16 protein-coding genes and 1 riboswitch are annotated in these 16468 nt (G+C 49.7%); of the genes, 15 read left to right on the forward strand and 1 reads right to left on the reverse strand.

Annotated features, from left to right (window positions below; genetic code table 11):
- Nucleotides 1-5: 5 nt before the first annotated feature.
- A riboswitch (cyclic di-AMP (ydaO/yuaA leader) is annotated at nucleotides 6-220 on the forward strand.
- A gap of 271 nt (nucleotides 221-491) precedes the next feature.
- The 11 genes from MHH48_RS00140 to MHH48_RS00190 all read left to right on the forward strand — a co-directional run bounded on the left by MHH48_RS00140 (nucleotide 492) and on the right by MHH48_RS00190 (nucleotide 10274).
- Complete coding sequence (locus MHH48_RS00140) at nucleotides 492-1679, forward strand: 3D domain-containing protein (protein ID WP_076326550.1); 1188 nt, start codon at nucleotides 492-494, stop codon at nucleotides 1677-1679.
- Nucleotides 1680-1865: 186 nt separating this feature from the next.
- Nucleotides 1866-2417, forward strand: coding sequence for a ribonuclease M5 (rnmV, locus tag MHH48_RS00145; RefSeq protein WP_076326549.1), 552 nt, complete (start codon nucleotides 1866-1868; stop codon nucleotides 2415-2417).
- On the forward strand, nucleotides 2414-3298 hold the full coding sequence (gene rsmA, locus MHH48_RS00150) for a 16S rRNA (adenine(1518)-N(6)/adenine(1519)-N(6))-dimethyltransferase RsmA (protein WP_076326548.1): 885 nt from the start codon (nucleotides 2414-2416) through the stop codon (nucleotides 3296-3298). Before rnmV ends, rsmA begins: the two co-directional genes overlap by 4 nt.
- Nucleotides 3299-3411: 113 nt before the next feature.
- On the forward strand, nucleotides 3412-4314 hold the full coding sequence (gene yabG, locus MHH48_RS00155) for a sporulation peptidase YabG (RefSeq protein WP_076326547.1): 903 nt from the start codon (nucleotides 3412-3414) through the stop codon (nucleotides 4312-4314).
- Nucleotides 4315-4604: 290 nt separating this feature from the next.
- Entirely contained in the window at nucleotides 4605-4880 is a 276-nt protein-coding gene (locus MHH48_RS00160) for a Veg family protein (protein WP_006207415.1), read from the forward strand.
- Between the two features lie 233 nt (nucleotides 4881-5113).
- Nucleotides 5114-5296 (forward strand): small, acid-soluble spore protein, alpha/beta type, encoded by a 183-nt coding sequence (locus MHH48_RS00165; RefSeq protein WP_076326546.1) that lies wholly within the window; start codon nucleotides 5114-5116, stop codon nucleotides 5294-5296.
- 178 nt (nucleotides 5297-5474) lie between these two features.
- The gene (gene ispE, locus MHH48_RS00170) at nucleotides 5475-6329 is read left to right on the forward strand and encodes a 4-(cytidine 5'-diphospho)-2-C-methyl-D-erythritol kinase (protein ID WP_076326545.1); all 855 of its coding nucleotides are present in this window, start codon (nucleotides 5475-5477) and stop codon (nucleotides 6327-6329) included.
- A gap of 109 nt (nucleotides 6330-6438) precedes the next feature.
- Nucleotides 6439-7266, forward strand: a complete 828-nt coding sequence (gene purR / locus MHH48_RS00175; protein WP_071221086.1) for a pur operon repressor — start codon at nucleotides 6439-6441, stop codon at nucleotides 7264-7266.
- 183 nt (nucleotides 7267-7449) lie between these two features.
- The gene (gene spoVG, locus MHH48_RS00180) at nucleotides 7450-7734 is read left to right on the forward strand and encodes a septation regulator SpoVG (protein WP_006207419.1); all 285 of its coding nucleotides are present in this window, start codon (nucleotides 7450-7452) and stop codon (nucleotides 7732-7734) included.
- Nucleotides 7735-7844: 110 nt separating this feature from the next.
- Nucleotides 7845-9239, forward strand: coding sequence for a bifunctional UDP-N-acetylglucosamine diphosphorylase/glucosamine-1-phosphate N-acetyltransferase GlmU (gene glmU, locus MHH48_RS00185; protein ID WP_076326544.1), 1395 nt, complete (start codon nucleotides 7845-7847; stop codon nucleotides 9237-9239).
- 81 nt (nucleotides 9240-9320) lie between these two features.
- A complete protein-coding gene (locus tag MHH48_RS00190) occupies nucleotides 9321-10274 on the forward strand; it encodes a ribose-phosphate diphosphokinase (protein WP_006207421.1) in 954 nt (317 codons plus the stop codon).
- A gap of 153 nt (nucleotides 10275-10427) precedes the next feature.
- Here the strand turns inward: MHH48_RS00190 and MHH48_RS00195 are convergent, their stop codons facing one another.
- A complete protein-coding gene (locus MHH48_RS00195; protein ID WP_006207422.1) occupies nucleotides 10428-10628 on the reverse strand; it encodes a hypothetical protein in 201 nt (66 codons plus the stop codon).
- A 106-nt stretch (nucleotides 10629-10734) separates the two neighbouring features.
- Between MHH48_RS00195 and pth the strand changes: the two genes are divergently transcribed.
- The 4 genes from pth to MHH48_RS00215 all read left to right on the forward strand — a co-directional run bounded on the left by pth (nucleotide 10735) and on the right by MHH48_RS00215 (nucleotide 16440).
- On the forward strand, nucleotides 10735-11298 hold the full coding sequence (pth, locus tag MHH48_RS00200; protein ID WP_076326543.1) for an aminoacyl-tRNA hydrolase: 564 nt from the start codon (nucleotides 10735-10737) through the stop codon (nucleotides 11296-11298).
- Between the two features lie 127 nt (nucleotides 11299-11425).
- The gene (locus MHH48_RS00205) at nucleotides 11426-11656 is read left to right on the forward strand and encodes an anti-sigma-F factor Fin family protein (RefSeq protein ID WP_076326542.1); all 231 of its coding nucleotides are present in this window, start codon (nucleotides 11426-11428) and stop codon (nucleotides 11654-11656) included.
- A gap of 187 nt (nucleotides 11657-11843) precedes the next feature.
- Nucleotides 11844-15371 carry a transcription-repair coupling factor gene (gene mfd / locus MHH48_RS00210; protein WP_076326541.1) on the forward strand — a complete coding sequence of 1176 codons (3528 nt, stop codon included), beginning with the start codon at nucleotides 11844-11846 and terminating at the stop codon, nucleotides 15369-15371.
- Entirely contained in the window at nucleotides 15355-16440 is a 1086-nt protein-coding gene (locus MHH48_RS00215; protein ID WP_076326540.1) for a peptidylprolyl isomerase, read from the forward strand. Before mfd ends, MHH48_RS00215 begins: the two co-directional genes overlap by 17 nt.
- Nucleotides 16441-16468: the final 28 nt, after the last annotated feature.

A 16468-nucleotide genomic window follows, 5' to 3' on the forward strand; every position in this document is an offset into this window, starting at 1 on the left:
TTTCATGAACCGTCTCGCTTAATCTCCGGAATTCTGGAGAACGGGGGAACCGATACCGCCGTGCATACTGGTCTGAATGCACGCAGCTGTATTTGATTTCTTTTTCGGGTCTTTGGGGTGAATTTGAAGGATCTCGCCATGAGCGGGTATCCGGATCTAGGGCGTCTCTCTTACGTCCGAACCCGACAGCTAACTCCGTAAGCGAAATAAGAGGGGAAATCTCGTGCATACCATTTCCATGATTCTAATCATCAGGAAGCCACGTTAGAGCCTCTAGTACTCTTGCATTGGCTTTCTTTTATTTTTGAATAATGGAGAAGGGACCATCATACTCTTGGTAAACAAGGGGTGGTGGTATATGGACGAAATGACGGGAATTGACGCAGGGTGTAGATAGATAGCAGGGCGCCTTGTGAGAAAAATTGCTATAGTCACGTCAAATGCATTCATGCGTTTACCTAGACGGCGGGACTATGAAGGAGGATGGAATAGTGGGCATTTTTCAACCTGAAGAAACCCATGAATCACAATCATCCAGCATGTCTTACGCATTGAGATGGAAGCATGACAATTTGCGTCAACTGATGTTGCTCGGTGCCATGGGTGCCGTTACGGTATCACTTCTCATATCGTTGGTCGTACATGATCAGGCAGGCAAGGAGGTTCAGCTTGTCGTCGATGGTCGTGTCACCACAGTAGAAACACGTGGATCATTGCTGCAGGAATTGCTGGAGGAGCAAGCGATCACGTTGAGTCCTCAGGATCAGATTTCGATGCCTTTAAACGGCGCGATCCAGGATGGAGATCGGATCATCATTGAACGGGCAATTCCAGTTAAAGTTACAGTAGGCAGCACAACTAAAACCATATTTACATCCCAGGATACGGTTGATCATGTACTTAAAGAGGCTGGTATTACGATCCAGGGTGAAGATATAGTACAACCGGCACAGAACACGAAGCTGACCAGCAATATGAATATCCATGTCGTTCGCGTCACGAAACAAAAAGTTAAGGAGACGGAAGACCGGGAATTCCGTGTGATCAAAACAGCCGACCCATCGCTTGAAAGAGGGGATAACCGCGTGATTCAGCGGGGCGAGTCCGGTCTCATGGTGAACCATTATGAGAAGGTCTACCACAATGGCAAGCTGGTTTCGAAGACGAAGGTCTCCCAAAAAGTCGAGCGCAGAACGAAGGATAAAATTATTGCCGTAGGCACGAAAAAGGTGGAGAAGCCCGTCATTGTTCAGGCGGCCGCCACCGATGTGAAAGCCACACCGGCCAAATTGTCCGGCACGAAGAAAGTAACAACCGCCAAGGCTGTTGAGAACAACGTGGTTTCTCGGGCAGGCGTTGATTTTAAATACAACAAGGTATTGAACAATGTGTCGATGACGGCGTATTCTTCTGAGCAACAAGGAATCGGTACACGCACTGCATCCGGCACACGCGTTACAGAAGGGCGCACCATCGCCGTTGACCCTAATATCATCCCGATCGGATGGTGGGTCTATATCGAAGGCATTGGCTTCCGTCGTGCAGAAGATACGGGCGGCGCCATCAAAGGCAACAAAATCGATGTTTATTATGATTCACTCAAATCGGCCACGAGTTTCGGCCGGAAGAGCGGCCGCACCGTTTATGTGATCGGTCCGGTTAAACCTGAATTGAACTAGACGCATGAATTCCAATTTACAATGCCATTCTAATGCTATACTATTTAGCTTATAATATATAATGATGAAGAAGAGGGAGTGTTTCCTCTTCTTTTGTTTTGTTAAGAACGGAGTATACAGAGCTAAGATGGTTGAATCTAAAGTTGTACAAGCGTGGCTTTGCTTGGGAAGGAAGAGAACAAACGCATGATTAAAGAAGTGATTGTTGTGGAAGGCAGAGACGATACCGTTGCCATTAAACGGGCCGTAGAAGCGGATACGATCGAAACGGGCGGATCAGCGATCAACAAGCAAATCCTGAAACGCATAGCGCTTGCTCAGGAGCGCAGAGGCGTCATTATATTAACGGATCCTGACCATGCAGGGGAGCGGATCCGCAAAATCCTGGATCAGGGCGTACCCGGCTGTAAGCATGCCTTTATCCCGGAAGCGGATGCTACCCGCAAAGGGGATATCGGCGTGGAGAATGCCTCGCCAGAGGCGATACGGCGTGCGCTGGAGCGGGTCCATACCTCCTTCGAGGGTGGAGAGAGCCTGATTAGTCTGGAGGACATGCTGGAGGCCGGATTATCGGCTCATCCGGAAGCGGCGGCAAGGCGTATGACGATGGGTAATCTGCTGGGGATCGGTTATTGCAATAGCAAGCAGTTCCATAAACGACTGGCCATGTTTCAAATATCACGTGAAGAATTTCTGGCCGCACTTGCACAGTTGGAAGAAGGGGGCGTAAGCCAATGAATCGGATCGAGGATATATCAACACCAAGACGGACGAAGGAGATCATCTCACGGCATGGATTCTCCTTCAAGAAGAGTCTGGGTCAAAACTTTCTTATTGATCAGAATATTCTGTATAAAATTGTGGAAGCTGCAGGACTGGATGAGGATAAGGGAGCCCTTGAGATCGGCCCTGGTATCGGTGCATTAACGGAGAAGCTGGCGCAGACGGCAGGGACCGTCACCGCGGTCGAAATTGATCAGCGCCTGATTCCCATCCTGAGGGAGGTCCTGGAGCCCTATGAGAATGTGAAGGTGCACCATGGAGATGTACTGAAGGTGGATCTTCATGAGCTGTTCCGTCAGGATTTTGCGGGCGTATCGAAGGTAAGTGTGGTTGCGAATCTGCCGTATTATGTGACGACGCCGATTCTCATGAAACTGCTGGAGGAAAAGCTGCCGCTGGAGAATATCGTGGTGATGATTCAGAAAGAAGTGGCAGAGCGGATGGCAGCGGCGCCGGGAAGTAAGGATTATGGCAGCCTTAGCATTGCCGTTCAATATTACAGTGAGCCTAAACTGGTCTGTATTGTGCCGCATACGGTGTTTATTCCGCAGCCGAATGTCGCTTCGGCCGTGATTCGCCTGGCGGTCCGGGAACAGCCTCCTGTTAGTGTAGAAGACGAAGGATTCTTCTTCGAGGTGGTTCAGGCTTCTTTCGCACAGCGGAGGAAGACGATTGCCAACAATCTGAAGAGCCGGTTCTTTCCGGGAGAAGGCCGTGAACGGCTGGAACAGCTGCTGAAGGAAGCGGGCATTGAGCCCTCACGGCGCGGTGAGACCCTTAGTATTGAAGAGTATGCCCGGCTCAGCAACATATTGTACAACGCGGATATTCGTTAATACAGCCATTAGAGAGCCCATAGGGCCCGCGAAGGCCTTAACGCGATAAATTGATGTTTCGCAAGAACCAATAGTCACAGTGGCCCATACCATAGGGTAGGGGTGATGTTGTGATGAACTTGGGAGACTTGGTCGTTCGTAAATCCTACGGCGGCGATGTAACGTTCCGGGTAGAAGGCATGCGGCAAAATAATAATATCGTCATCAAAGGGACAGAATTCCGGTTACTTGCCGATGCTCCCATTGATGATTTGGTCACGGTCCCGCATCCCAACTTAAGCGAACGTACAAAGCAGGCGCAGATCAAAGCCAATGAGTCGCTGGACCGTCTGCAGAAGCACAGACAGGAGCAGAGTGAGCGTCAACTGGCCAGCCTGCGCAATATTGAAGGCGGACAGCTTGCGGAAAAAGGATATTTTGACGTGCCGGGCAAGGTGCTGCATTTGGATGGAGATCCCCAATACCTGAAGAAGAGTTTGACCTTGTACAATCAGCTTCGGGTCCCAGCGGAAGGCCATTATATCAATGAGTCGGGGATGGCCGATTCATTATATCGTCTTCTTCCGCGGGTAAGACCTGATATCGTGGTAATTACAGGTCATGATGGAGTTCTGAAGAGACGACAGCCATACGATTTATATAGCCTGGACAGCTATAAGAATTCACACAACTTCGTCACGGCGATTCAGGTAGCGCGTCAATATGAGCGGAATCTGGATTCCCTGGTCATTGTGGCTGGGGCGTGCCAGTCGCATTTTGAAGCTCTGCTGCAGGCGGGAGCCAATTTTGCCAGCTCGCCAGGGCGAATCCTCATCCATGCGCTGGATCCTGTCTACGTTGCCGCTAAGGCAGCCTATACGTCAGTCAGGGATACCGTCAACATCCATGATGTCGTTCATCATACGATCAGCGGCAGTCAGGGCGTGGGCGGAATCGAGACGAGAGGCAGCTACCGGATCGGTCTGCCAAAGCTGCAGGATTTGTCCACGTTGAAGGTTACGCCTTCGGTCAGTTAGCTCATATTGCGTTCTAAAAGAGGTGTAATAGGCCGTTGTAGAAAGAACAGAGAAGAACCCCACAAGTTGGGGTTTTTTTATTTTTTGTTTCAATTCTTTAAGAAAGTTGTCAAAAAAAATACATAAAGCTTGTCAATTTAGCGCATATTAAAGCAAATGCACACGAGAAATCCAGGGTCAAAAAAAATACGTTGACAATATATTTTTGATGCTGATATAATTAATGTTTTTGAATTGACAAATGACTGAATCTTTTGTATAATGGACAAGGAAAGAGGTGGTCGTCGACAATGGCTAAAAACGCGCTGTTGGAAATCAAACGCAGTCTCGATGCCCATTTAGGGCAAAAAATTACGCTTCGGGCTAACGGTGGCCGTCGGAAGACCGTCGAGCGTACTGGTGTTTTGGAAGAAACGTACCCTTCTGTTTTCATTGTGAAGCTGGATCAAGACCAGCAAACTTTTAAACGTGTGTCCTACAGTTATGCCGATATTCTGACCGAAACCGTGGAAATCATGGTAACCGGTGATGACAACGAGATGCGAATCACCTATATCAAGTCATAACGATATGTCATGAGAGAGCAGTCTCCACTAACAGGGAGGCTGTTTTTTGTTGCCATCGATCCGGGGAATGACAAGCGGGGGTTGAACACATACTAAGGCTGCGCGAGGCCTTCTTCATTCGTTTCATATGCGGTGAAGGAGGTTAGCTTGCAGGGGTTCGTAAAACGCCACTGCAATCGCGCCGGATGCTGTTCATGCCATACTCAATTACATTTTCCAAGGAGGCGGGATTGATGAGCAGGAGAAGACGAAGCATTATGTCCGATCAATTGAAGACCGAATTGGCTAAGGAATTGGGGTTCTACGATACCGTGGAAAAAGAAGGCTGGGGAGGCATTAAGGCCAAGGATGCCGGCAACATGGTAAAGCGGGCGATTGAGCTCGCCGAGCGGGCAGCCAGCAAATCCGATCTGTAAGAGAAAGACCATAATGCGGCAGGGGCTTCCGGTTAAGCGGAAGCCCCTGTTTGTTTACCCCATCAAACGGTCCCATGACTTCAAAGCCTGAGTTTGTTAATATAGAGGCATTAGATGTTTTTCCTCGAATATGTTAAGTTCAAGCATATGGGGAAAAGCTAAGGATAGGTGAACGTTCTTGAAAATATACGAAAAAGCACCGGCCAAAATCAATTTGATGCTGGATGTACTTCATAAACGTCCTGACGGCTTCCATGAGGTAGAGATGGTCATGACGATGATTGACCTCGCCGATCGGCTCGAAATGTCCGAACAGAAGCGGGACACCATCATCATCACCTCACAGGCAGGGTACATACCGCTGGACGAGAAGAATTTGGCCTTTCAGGCAGCAAGACTAATTAAAGAGCGCTATGACGTGAAAAAGGGTGTGCATATTCACCTGGACAAAAAAATTCCCGTTGCCGCTGGACTCGCAGGAGGCAGCAGTGATGCAGCGGCAACACTGCGCGGCTTGAACCGCCTCTGGGGACTGGGTATCCCCCAGGAGGAGCTGCTCGCGCTGGGCGCAGAGCTCGGCTCGGATGTGCCGTTCTGTGTAACCGGCGGCACCGCACTGGCTACAGGGCGCGGCGAGGTACTCACGCCGATCCCAAACCCGCCGCAGTGCTGGGTGATCGTGGCGAAGCCGCCGATCAATGTGTCGACGGCGGAAGTGTACGGCCGTTTGCGCAGCGAGCAGATTCAGCACCATCCATCGGCTGAACGCATGGTCGAGGCGCTTACGCAAGGCAGCTTCCAGCAGATGTGCCAATCGCTGGGTAACGTGCTGGAGGAGGTTACCTTGAAGATGCACCCGGAAGTTCAGCAGCTGAAGGAAGGAATGCTGAAATTGGGAGCTGACGGTGCGCTCATGTCCGGAAGCGGCCCAACGGTCTTCGGTCTCGTCTCCAAGGAATCCAAGGTAGCCCGGATTTACAATGGCCTGCGGGGATTCTGTAAGGAAGTGTATGCCGTTCGCCTACTGACTTAGAAACGGTTATGTTTGACAATTCGGGGTCGAATTTCAAACAAAGTTGTATAAATACGTACAAAGGTGTTATATTTAACATATAATATTCGGATTTAGCGAGGAACCCTAGGTGAAAAAATTAAAACGAAGCGAACGATTGGTCGATATGACCCAATATTTACTATCTAAACCGCATACGCTGATTCCGCTGACAACGTTCGCTGAGCGATATGGAGCAGCCAAGTCATCCATCAGTGAGGATTTGGCAATCATTAAGGACGTGTTCGAGAGCGAGGGGCTTGGAGAGCTTCAGACGCTGGCCGGCGCAGCGGGAGGAGTCCGCTACATTCCGAAGCTGCGCAAAGATCATGCCTTGCGGTTTGCGGAGGAGCTGTGTCAGCAGCTTCAGCAATCGGATCGGATTTTGCCGGGCGGTTATTTGTACATGTCTGATCTGCTCGGACAACCTTCGCTGATGAATGAGGCGGGCAAGATCATTGCCACGGCGTTTGCCGACCGGGATATCGATGTGGTCATGACCGTGGAAACCAAAGGGATTCCGCTGGCCTATGCGACAGCGGCACAATTGAACCTGCCGGTCGTACTAGTTCGCCGGGACCATCAGGTGACGGAAGGATCGGCCGTAAGCATCAATTATGTATCGGGCTCACATAAGAGCATTCATACCATGTCATTATCCCGCCGGGCGCTCAAGGAACGCTCTCGCGTGCTGATCGTGGATGATTTTATGAAGGCAGGCGGGACCATTCAGGGAATGGTCGATCTGCTTGGTGAATTTAATGCAGAAGTCGCAGGTGTCGGTGTGCTGGTAGAGTCAGGAGCGGTGGAAACCGAGGAAAGACTTCTGGAGGACTATATTTCACTAGCCATCTTAAGCGATGTGGACTCCAAAACGAAGAGAATTACCGTAAACCCTGGTAATTACTTCGAAAAATAGAGTCGCGATATTTGTCGATATAATAGCGTTTTCATTCGAATTAGCCCGAAGTCTGTCGAAAATATCACATTCTAAAAAAAATTCCTGTTTTTAGGACATTTTGTATTAGAAAAAAGAAGGATTTATGGTTTGCTGTGTGGAATTATACACCAAGTCTCTGATGGAAAAAGGTGGTGAACACATATGCAAATTACGGATGTCAGACTCCGCCGTGTTAACTCTGAGGGGAGAATGAAGGCAATCGCATCCATTACCATCGATAATGAATTTGTCGTTCACGACATTCGCGTCATCGACGGAAACAATGGAATGTTTGTTGCAATGCCGAGCAAACGCACTCCTGATGGAGAATTCCGCGACATTGCCCATCCCATTTCTTCCGGTACTCGCGAGAAAATTCAATCGGCTGTATTGGCCGAGTATGAGCGAGCGGCTACTGAAGAAGAAGTGATTGAAGAAGGCGCTTAAGATTTACAATTGGGGTTCAAGGAAAAGAGAGCCATACCTGTGGCTCTCTTTTCTTTTTTTGTAGAATGATATATATTCAGTAGTGAGTTCAAGAGGAGGAGGCATGGCCCTTGAAAAGATTTGCTATTGTGCTCGCCGCTGGGCAGGGCAAACGTATGAAATCCAAACTATATAAAGTGCTGCATCCTGTTTGTGGCAAGCCGATGGTCGGACATGTATTGCAAACTGTACAGCAGGTAAACTGTGAACGCAGTGTTGTGGTCGTAGGCCATGGTGCGGAAACGGTTCGCGCTTATCTGCAAGACGCAGCCGAGTATGTACTGCAGGAGCAGCAGCTCGGAACGGGTCACGCTGTGAAGCAAGCCAAGGAATTACTTGGTGGCGAAGAAGGATCCACGATTGTCATTTGTGGGGATACTCCGCTGGTGACGTCCGAGACACTGGAAAATCTTTTGAAGCTTCATGAAAGCAACAATGCGGCCGCTACGGTGCTTACCGCGCATATGGATAACCCGAAAGGCTACGGCCGGGTCATTCGAGGCGAGGATGGCAGCGCACTTCGGATTGTTGAGCAGAAGGATTGCAGTCCGGAAGAGGACGCAGTCACTGAAATTAACACCGGTACCTATTGTTTTGACAATAAAAAGCTATTCGCTGCACTGGATAATGTAACCAACCAGAATGCGCAGCAGGAATATTACCTGACCGATTGCGTCGGCATTTTGAAACAAGCCGGCGAGACCGTGCTTGCTTATCAGACCGATGATTACGCGGAATCGATTGGCGTTAACGATCGCCTAGCGCTGTCGGAAGCTGAAGGCTTCATGAGAGAGCGCATCAACCGCAAGCACATGTTGAACGGTGTTACGATCATTGACCCGGCTTCAACCTATATCGGAGCTGATGTTAAGATTGGTTCAGATACAGTGCTTTATCCCGGTACCGTCCTGAAAGGGAATACAGTGATCGGTGAAGATTGCGTGATCGGACCGGATACCGATATCGAGGACTCTGTTATCGCGGATGGCGCAAGCGTCAAACATTCTGTGCTCAGCAGCGCTGAAGTCGGCACCCGGACCTCCGTAGGACCGTTTGCTTATCTTCGTCCAGGCGCCAAGCTGGGGGATGATGTAAAGGTGGGCGACTTCGTCGAAGTGAAGAACGCCACGATTGACAACGGCTCTAAAGTATCCCATCTCAGTTATGTTGGTGATGCCAAAGTCGGCAAAAACGTTAATATCGGCTGTGGTGCGATTACAGTCAACTATGATGGTTATAATAAGTCCATTACCGAAATTGAAGATGATGCATTTATCGGCAGTAATGTGAATTTGATTGCACCGGTGAAGGTGGGCAAGGGCGCATTCGTTGTTGCAGGCTCTACCATTACGCATTCCGTTTCGGACAATGATCTGGCCATCGCCAGACAGCGTCAGGAGAACAAGCCAGGGTACGCAGAGGAGATCCGGGCACGCGCCATCGCCAAGAAGAACAAGAAATCGTAATTATCCCTGCTTCCTTAACCAAGATATGAAGCGGTGATCGGATACCTAATTCAACGAACCAGCACGGAGGGTTTTTATTCTATGACTTATCTTGATTCTAAATTAAAAATATTCACGTGTAATTCCAATCCTAAACTTGCCCATCAGATCGCTGATTATATCGGCATTCCGATGGGGGAATCGCATACAACCAGCTTTAGCGACGGCGAGATTCAAGTAAAGCTCTCCGAAAGCGTACGGGGCTGCCATGTTTATATTGTGCAGTCCACTTGTTTGCCGGTGAATGATAACCTGATGGAGCTGCTGGTTATGGTGGATGCGCTCAAGCGGGCATCCGCGAAGAGCATCAACGTGGTTATTCCGTATTACGGATATGCCCGTCAAGACCGCAAAGCGCGTTCGCGGGATCCGATCACCGCTAAGCTGGTTGCGAACCTGATCGAAAAAGCAGGAGCTCATCGCGTCATTACGATGGACCTGCATGCGATGCAGATTCAGGGATTTTTCGATATTCCGGTGGATCATCTGCTCGGCGTACCGATTCTTGCCCAATATTTCCGTTCAAAGCAGATCGAGAACCCGGTCGTTGTATCTCCGGATCACGGCGGTGTGGTTCGCGCGAGAAAGCTTGCTGATTTCCTGAATGCGCCGCTGGCGATTATCGATAAACGCCGACCGGAGCCGAACGTCAGTGAAGTCATGAACATTATCGGGAATATCGAAGGCAAGACCGCTATTCTGATTGATGACATTATCGATACCGCCGGTACGATTGTGCTGGGTGCCAATGCGTTGATGGAAGGCGGCGTGAAGGAAGTCTACGCGTGCTGTACACATCCGGTTCTCTCGGGCCCTGCCCATGAGCGACTGGAAAACTCCCCGCTGAAGGAAGTTGTTGTAACAGACACCATTCCGATCACCAATCCGAACCCGAGCAGCAAGCTGACGGTGTTGTCGGTTGCTCCGTTGATGGGTGAAGCCATCATCCGGGTTCATGAGGAATTGTCGATTAGTAAATTGTTTGAAATAGAATAATAAACCGTGTAAAGGCAGGGTTACATCTCCTCATGAGGAGATGTAACCCTTGTCGGCTATAACGACTTTGCCGTTTTGGTTAGCAAAAAGCAGAGGAACAGTCGGGAAGAAAACGTTTTCATAAGTCCAGCCTGTTAATAGAGATCAAGCTTGTTAATATCCGGGCCTAGAGATAAAAGTGAACGTACTCCGGTTGTACAGCGTTCCCTCAAGCTCGACAAAGTAGGCGTCGACTGCCGTGATCAGACCCACGTCTATGTGACAACCCAGTTCATAGACTTGAACAGGGATGCCATGCTTCATATGGTATTGAAAATGGCTGTGGTGCGTTAATTTCTGTTCGAAAGCTTTCAATGCCGATTCACCTTCTTATGAGGCATAACGCCGATAGGTTTTGTTCATATTGTACTCAGAAATGCGCAAAGAAGAAAGTATAAATCGTGAAAGGAATCAACCTGTGATGAAATGGATTGTCGGACTGGGCAACCCCGGTTCAAATTATGAGAAGACACGCCATAATGTTGGATTCATGGCGCTGGATGCACTGGCAGAGCGACACGGTATGAAGTTCAACCAGAATAAATGCAAATCGGTCATCGCCGAAGGGATGATTGGCGGCACCAAAACCGTCCTGATCAAACCGATGACGTTCATGAATCTTTCGGGCGAGGCCGTGCGTGCTTATATGGATTATTATAAAGTGAGTCTTGAGGACATGATTGTGGTCTATGATGATTTGGATACCGTGGTCGGTAAGATCCGCCTGCGGTATCAGGGCAGTGCCGGAGGACATAATGGCATTAAATCCATTATTCAGCATACCGGGACTCAGAGCTTCAACCGTGTTCGTATGGGCATATCGAGGCCTGAGCCGGGTTATGCGATTGTGGATTATGTGCTCGGTACTTTTCCGAAGAAGGAACGCGAACAGCTGCAGAGCATGGTAGAGGAGACCTGTGACGCGCTGGAATTCAGTCTGGATCATACCTTTGAACAGACGATGGCGAAGTTTAACAAGTCTTAGAAAAGCATCATAGAATGGAAGTATCCAAAGAGATGATTCCTAAGTCATAGGCAACCGTAACATCGAAGTCTTAAACGAGGAAAATCCGGGCATACTGAAGGTATACACGACCTTCAGGAGGCATATGATGGCGATAACCTATGTTTGCAGACATTGTCGGGCGTTTCAGGGCCGCATCGATTCCAATTACGTATCCGAAGCTCGTCTCGGATTTGATTCCTTGACCCCTGAGGAACGCAAGGATATAATAGCCTATGATTTTAACGGAGAAATGATAGTCCGGGTAACCTGCGATCATTGCAGAGAAGCCCTCGAAGCCAATCCGGAACTTAGCCTTTTGGCAAATCCCCTGCAATGAGCGTATAATGGGGTACACGACGTTTTTTTTGGTAGAAGACATACAGCGGCAGGCTTTGCCGCTGCTCTAGCCTTGGCAGTTTTGCTCAAGGCTTCTTTTCGGTTATAATTTTTTGGCAATCGTCTAAAATTCCATGAGAAATAGAGTCTAGGAAATTCATTTCTTTTGCATAAGAGAGGTGCCCCTTTTGTTACAAGCACTTATTGATGTATTTTCGAAGGATTCGGACTTCAAATCCATAACCGCTGGCGTCCAAGCCGGCATGAGGGAGCAATTGATCTCCGGTCTTTCTGGGTCGTCCAGGCAGATCTTAATGGCCGCATTGCACCAGGACCAGCAGCGACCGCTGCTCGTTGTCACTCATAATATGTTTTCAGCCCAGAAAATTGCGGATGATTTACAGGAAGCGCTCTCACCGGACCAAGTATTGTTATACCCGGCGAATGAACTGGTAGCGGCCGAGTCGGCCGTTTCAAGCCCCGAGACTCTGGCGCAGCGGATTGATGTACTCGTCCGTTGTGCCAGAGGCTTCCGGGGTATTGTCGTTGCGCCATTTTCCGGCGTGCGTCGTCTGCTTCCAGCTCCTGAAGTGATGTCTGATGCACGAATTGTACTTCATGACGGCGGGACACTCGTGCTGGATTCCTTCCTGAACCAGATGATCGAGATGGGATATGAACGGGTGGAGCGCGTCGAGAGCCGCGGCGAGATGAGTGTTCGCGGCGGTATCATCGATTTTTATCCGATGACAACGACCATGGCGTACCGCGTCGAACTGTTTGATGAAGATATCGACTCAATTCGTACCTTCGACCCGGCAGATCAGCGCTCGATTGACAAGGTCCGGGAAGTCACCATTACACCATGCAAGGAAATTATTGCAGATTCAGAGCGGCTAAGCCGTACAGCGGATACGGTGGTCCGTCTGCTGGAGACGCAGCTCGAGCGCATGAGTGATCGTCAGGCCAAGCTCCGTCTGCGGGATGAAATACACCGGGAAGTTGAGATGCTGCGCGAGCGGATATATTTCCCTGAAATCTATAAATATATCTCCCTGTTGTATCCGGAGAAGACCAATCTATATGATTACATGCCGAAGGATACGATTCTGATTATGGATGAGCCTGCTCGTCTGTTAGAAACAGCCAAGCAGCTGGAGCGGGATGAAGCGGAATGGAATTTGCATCTGATGCAGAATGGCAAATCGCTGCCGGATCTGCCGCTTTCACTGGATACGGAAGAACTGATCTATCAGCATCCCTATCAAAGTCTACTGATCTCGATCTTCCTGCGTCAGGTGCCAAGAATGCAGCCGCAGAATATCGTCAATGTGATTACGCGCGGCATGCAGGATTTCCATGGCCAGATGAACGTGCTCAAGGCTGAGATGGAGCGCTGGAAGAAGTCGGGTGTTCAGGTCATGATGCTGGCAGGCGATGCGGAGCGGATGGACCGCATGCGGCGGGTACTGCTGGACTATGGCATTGAAGAACCGGTTATGTTTGAGGGGCATCTGCAGAATGGCTTCGAGATGCCTTCGGTTCATGCTGCCATTATTACAGAGAGCGAAATGTTCTCCTCGAAGCAGCGCAAAACACGCAAAACCACAAAGAATATGGACAACGCCGAGCGCATCAAGAGCTATACGGAGCTCAAAGTCGGCGATTATGTGGTGCATCAAAACCACGGTATCGGGAAATATATGGGGATCGGGACGCTCGAAATCAACGGAATCCATAAGGACTACATGCATATTCTGTATGCCGGGGGCGATAAGCTGTCCGTTCCGATTGAGCAGATCGATCTCATCCAGAAATATGTCGGTTCGGAAGACAAGGAGCCGAAGGTTTACAAGCTGGGCGGAAATGAATGGACGCGGGTTAAGAACAAGGTTCGCTCTTCCGTTCAGGATATCGCCGACGATCTGATCAAGCTGTATGCCGAACGTCAGACTGCGCCTGGGTACGGATTTGAGAAAGATACGTCGGAGCAGCAGGAATTCGAGGACATGTTCCCATATGATGAAACACCTGATCAGCTTCGAGCGATTACCGAAATCAAAAAAGACATGGAGCAGAACCGGCCGATGGATCGGCTGCTGTGCGGTGATGTCGGTTACGGGAAAACGGAAGTGGCCGTTCGCGCTGCGTTTAAAGCAGCGATCGAAGGGAAGCAGGTTGCGGTGCTAGTACCGACGACGATTTTGGCCCAACAGCATTACGAGACGTTTCGGGAGCGTTTTGCCAATTATCCGATCAACATTCAGGTGCTGAGCCGTTTTCGGAGCCGTAAGGAGCAGAATGAGACGATCAAGAAAGTAAAGCAGGGCTCTGTCGATATTTTGATCGGGACGCACCGATTGCTGTCGCAGGATATTGTGTTCAAGGATCTGGGACTGCTGATTGTGGATGAAGAGCAGCGGTTTGGCGTTACGCATAAGGAGAAATTGAAGAAGCTGAAGACCAATGTCGACGTACTGACGCTGACGGCAACGCCGATTCCGCGTACGCTGCATATGTCGATGCTCGGCGTTCGGGATTTGTCCGTGATCGAGACACCGCCGGAGAACCGTTTTCCAGTGCAGACTTATGTCGTAGAGCATAGCCAGACCCTGGTGCGGGAAGCCATCGAGCGAGAGCTGGCCCGGGGCGGTCAAGTTTACTATCTCTACAATCGGGTTCAGGGCATTCAGGAGATGGCAGCCCAGATATCCATGCTGGTACCGGAGGCCCGAGTGGGTGTGGGACACGGGCAAATGTCGGAAACGGAACTGGAGAAGACCATTCTCGACTTCCTGGACGGCGAACACGACGTATTGGTTAGTACGAGCATTATTGAGACGGGTGTGGATATCCCGAATGTAAATACGCTTATCGTGCATGATGCGGACAAAATGGGCCTCTCCCAGCTGTATCAGCTGCGCGGACGCGTCGGACGTTCCAACCGGATCGCTTATGCTTATTTCACGTACCAGCGGGATAAGGTGCTGACCGAAGTGGCCGAGAAGCGGCTTCAGTCCATTAAAGAATTTACGGAGCTTGGCTCCGGATTCAAGATTGCGATGCGGGACCTGTCGATTCGCGGCGCGGGCAATCTGCTCGGAGCGGAGCAGCATGGCTTTATTGCTTCCGTCGGGTTCGACCTGTATTCACAGATGCTGGCGGAGGAGATACAAAAACGCAAAGTCAGCATGCTGGGCGAGCCGCCATTGCCATCGAAGGACTGGAACACTTCCATCGATCTGGGGATTGATGCTTACTTGCCGTCAGATTACATTTATGACAGCATCCAGAAGATCGAAATTTATAAAAAAGTGGCTATCGTTTCGTCTATCGACGAATCGGCGGAGCTTGAGGATGAACTGCTTGACCGCTTTGGCGAGCTGCCGCTTGCGGTAAGTAACCTGCTTGCTGTATCCCGCTTGAAGGTATATGGTCGTACGTACGGGATCGACTCCATTATCCAGCGCGGCGACGATGTGCTGCTGCAGTTTTATGAAGGGCAGGATAAGACGGTTGATACAGCAGGACTTGCGCAAATTGGAAATATGTTCGAAAGACGTGTACAATTTGAACAAGGGCCGACGATGGCCATTCGAATCAAAGGCAAGGGACTTTCCGATCAACAACTGTTAGAATTGCTGGAGCAATTCCTGGAGGCCGCAAAAGGGCCATTCAACCTGAAGGGAGAACTACAAAATGCCGTCAAGAAATAACAAGGCATGGAAGACGTTTATGGTATCCATCACAGCAGTGCTATCCATGTCGATGATCGCTGCGTGCGGAAACGACAAGACTAAGGGAACCGAAAATGATAATAGCAAAGTTATTGTCAAATATAAGGGTGGAGAGATTACCGAGAAGGAATTTGATCTGGAACAGCGCATGATTCAGTTCATGTCCCCGGAATACGCCCAATTTTTACAAATGGATGAATTTAAAGAGTATTTGGCGAAACAGGGGGTAGCCTATGAATACCTGTACGCCAAAGCTGACGATAAAGCGAAGGAAGCTGCCGGGAAGCAAGCGGACGATTTGTTAAAGCAGCAGAAGAGCGGAATGGGCGAGGAGCAGTTTAAAGCTGCTCTAGAATCGCAGAAATTGACGGAAGACGATCTCAAAAATTATATGCTTCGCGTCATGACCGTTATGGAATATGAGAAGAATCAGGTAACCGAAGAGAATATCAAGAAGGAATTCGAGGCGAACAAGAAGGATTACACCAACATTAGCGTTCGTCATGTCCTGATTGGTTTTAAGGATGCGGAAGGCAAGGAAAGAGCGGAAGGCGAGGCGCTCAAAATTGCCAAGGAAGTACAGTCCAAGCTGAATAAAGGCGAGGACTTTGCTGCGGTCGCTAAGAAATACTCCGAGGATCCGGGCTCCAAGAACAGCGGAGGCCTGTATGAGAACAAACCGGCAGGCACTTGGGTACCGCAGTTCAAGGAAAAGGCGCTGACGCTTGAGCTTAATAAGATCAGCGATCCGGTAGAAACTGACTACGGTTACCATGTCATGAAAGTAGAGAAGCGCGAGGAAGTGTCTTACGACAAGCTGCCTGCCGATCAGAAGGAAGGCATTCGTAATGAACTTGCCTCGGCGAAGATCGACAACTTTATGCAGAATGAGCTCAACGACCTGATTGAGAGCATGAATCTTCCGAAGAGTGAGAACGCGGACAAGCCTGCCGAAGGCACAGGAGACCAGAAGAAAGACGGTACCACTGACAAACCTGCGGAAGGCGATCAAACACCGGATGCAGGCAAGGAAGACACGGGTAAATAAGCCCGCAGACAAGGTCCGGGCAATTGAT

It is taken from the genome of Paenibacillus sp. FSL F4-0100 (genome assembly GCF_037993005.1).
Lineage (GTDB): Bacteria > Bacillota > Bacilli > Paenibacillales > Paenibacillaceae > Paenibacillus_AQ.